Raw genomic sequence first — 2,996 nt, 5'->3', positions numbered from 1 at the left:
ATAACAATATGATTAACTTCATATTTATTATTTCAACGATCTTTTTTATAACCGAGTTTAATTTTTAAATTAAATTTCTAAAATAGATTACCAATATTAAAATACCTTAAGATATTTATCTTTAGCAATAATAGGCAATATTAAAGTTGTATTAACTTTTAAATTAAGTAAGAGTATTTGGTGGATGCCTTGGGTCTGAAAGTCGATGAAGGACGCGATTACCTGCGATAAGCTTCGTGGAGTTGGAAATAAACTATGATACGGAGATTTCCGAATGGGGTAACCTAACTGAGCAAACCTCAGTTGCATTTTGATGAATCCATAGTCAAATTAGCGAGACACGTTGCGAATTGAAACATCTTAGTAGCAACAGGAAAAGAAAATAAATAATGATTTCGTCAGTAGTGGCGAGCGAAAGCGAAAGAGCCCAAACCTGTAAAAAGGGGTTGTAGGACATCTTACATTGAGTTACAAAATTTTATGATAGTAGAAGAAGTTGGAAAGCTTCAACATAGAAGGTGATATTCCTGTATACGAAATCATAAAATCTCATAGATGTATCCTGAGTAGGGCGGGGCACGTGAAACCCTGTCTGAATCTGCCGGGACCACCCGGTAAGGCTAAATACTAATCAGACACCGATAGTGAACTAGTACCGTGAGGGAAAGGTGAAAAGAACCCCGAGAGGGGAGTGAAATAGATTCTGAAACCATTTACTTACAAGTAGTCAGAGCACGTTAAAGTGTGATGGCGTACATCTTGCAGTATGGGCCGGCGAGTTATGTTAATATGCAAGGTTAAGCAGAAAAAAGCGGAGCCGTAGGGAAACCGAGTCTGAATAGGGCGACTTTAGTATATTGGCATATACCCGAAACCAGGTGATCTATCCATGAGCAGGTTGAAGCTTAGGTAAAACTAAGTGGAGGACCGAACCGTAGTACGCTAAAAAGTGCCCGGATGACTTGTGGATAGCGGTGAAATTCCAATCGAACCTGGAGATAGCTGGTTCTCTTCGAAATAGCTTTAGGGCTAGCGTATAGTATTGTTTAATGGGGGTAGAGCACTGAATGTGGAATGGCGGCATCTAGCTGTACTGACTATAATCAAACTCCGAATACCATTAAAATTAAGCTATGCAGTCGGAACGTGGGTGATAACGTCCACGCTCGCGAGGGAAACAACCCAGATCGTCAGCTAAGGTCCCAAAATTGTGTTAAGTGAGAAAGGTTGTGAGATTTCATAAACAACTAGGAAGTTGGCTTAGAAGCAGCCACCTTTTAAAGAGTGCGTAATTGCTCACTAGTCAAGAGATCTTGCGCCAATAATGTAACGGGACTCAAACACAATACCGAAGCTACGGGCACATTATGTGCGTTAGGAGAGCGTTTTAATTTCGTTGAAGTCAGACCGTGAGGACTGGTGGAGAGATTAAAAGTGAGAATGCCGGCATGAGTAACGATTCGAAGTGAGAATCTTCGACGCCTATTGGGAAAGGTTTCCTGGGCAAGGTTCGTCCACCCAGGGTTAGTCAGGGCCTAAGATGAGGCAGAAATGCATAGTCGATGGACAACAGGTTAATATTCCTGTACTTGGTAAAAGAATGATGGAGTGACGAAAAAGGATAGTTCTACCACTTACTGGATTGTGGGGTAAGCAACAAGAGAGTTATATAGGCAAATCCGTATAGCATAATCTTGAGTTGTGATGCATAGTGAAGACTTCGGTCGAGTAACGAATTGAATGATTTCATGTTTCCAAGAAAAGCTTCTAGTGTTAATTTTTTATCAACCTGTACCGAGAACGAACACACGTTCCCAAGATGAGTATTCTAAGGCGAGCGAGAAAACCAATGTTAAGGAACTCTGCAAAATAACCCCGTAAGTTCGCGAGAAGGGGCGCCTATTTTTAATAGGCCACAGAAAATAGGGGGGGCAACTGTTTATCAAAAACACAGCTCTCTGCTAAGTTGTAAAACGACGTATAGAGGGTGAAGCCTGCCCAGTGCCCGAAGGTTAAACGGAGATGTTAGCTTACGCAAAGCATTAAAGTGAAGCCCGGGTGAACGGCGGCCGTAACTATAACGGTCCTAAGGTAGCGAAATTCCTTGTCAACTAATTATTGACCTGCACGAAAGGCGCAATGATCTCCCTACTGTCTCAACATTGGACTCGGTGAAATTATGGTACCAGTGAAAACGCTGGTTACCCGCATCAAGACGACAAGACCCCGTGGAGCTTTACTATAACTTCGTATTGAAAATTGGTTTAGCATGTGTAGGATAGGTGGGAGACTTTGAAGCTGGGACGCTAGTTCTAGTGGAGTCAACCTTGAAATACCACCCTTGCTAAATTGATTTTCTAACCCGTTCCCCTTATCTGGGAAGGAGACAGTGCGTGGTGGGTAGTTTGACTGGGGCGGTCGCCTCCTAAAGAGTAACGGAGGCGTTCAAAGCTACACTCAATATGGTCAGAAACCATATGCAGAGCACAAAGGTAAAAGTGTGGTTGACTGCAAGACTTACAAGTCGAGCAGGTGCGAAAGCAGGACTTAGTGATCCGGCGGTACATTGTGGAATGGCCGTCGCTCAACGGATAAAAGCTACCCCGGGGATAACAGGCTAATCTTCCCCAAGAGATCACATCGACGGGAAGGTTTGGCACCTCGATGTCGGCTCATCGCATCCTGGAGCTGGAGTCGGTTCCAAGGGTTTGGCTGTTCGCCAATTAAAGCGGTACGTGAGCTGGGTTCAGAACGTCGTGAGACAGTTCGGTCCCTATCTGATGTGGGCGTTGGAATATTGATGAGAGCTGCTCTTAGTACGAGAGGACCGGAGTGGACGTACCGCTGGTGTTCCAGTTGTCTTGCCAAAGGCACAGCTGGGTAGCTAAGTACGGAAAAGATAACCGCTGAAAGCATCTAAGCGGGAAGCTTCCTCAAAGATGAGTATTCCTTATGAAATTCCTTGTAGACTACGAGGTTGATAGGTTGGAAGTGTA

At 43.8% G+C, this 2,996-nt stretch carries 1 rRNA gene; it reads left to right on the top strand.

Going from position 1 to position 2,996, the window contains the following annotated elements:
* Nucleotides 1–157: 157 nt before the first annotated feature.
* Nucleotides 158–2,996: ribosomal RNA gene (locus tag Q0954_RS33470) — 23S ribosomal RNA — on the top strand; the annotation flags it as partial.

Origin of the sequence: uncultured Microscilla sp. (genome assembly GCF_947493425.1) — a bacterium.
Taxonomy (GTDB): domain Bacteria; phylum Bacteroidota; class Bacteroidia; order Cytophagales; family Microscillaceae; genus Microscilla.
The sequence above is the reverse complement of the archived record's forward strand: the minus strand, read 5'-3'. Positions and strand labels throughout refer to the sequence as shown.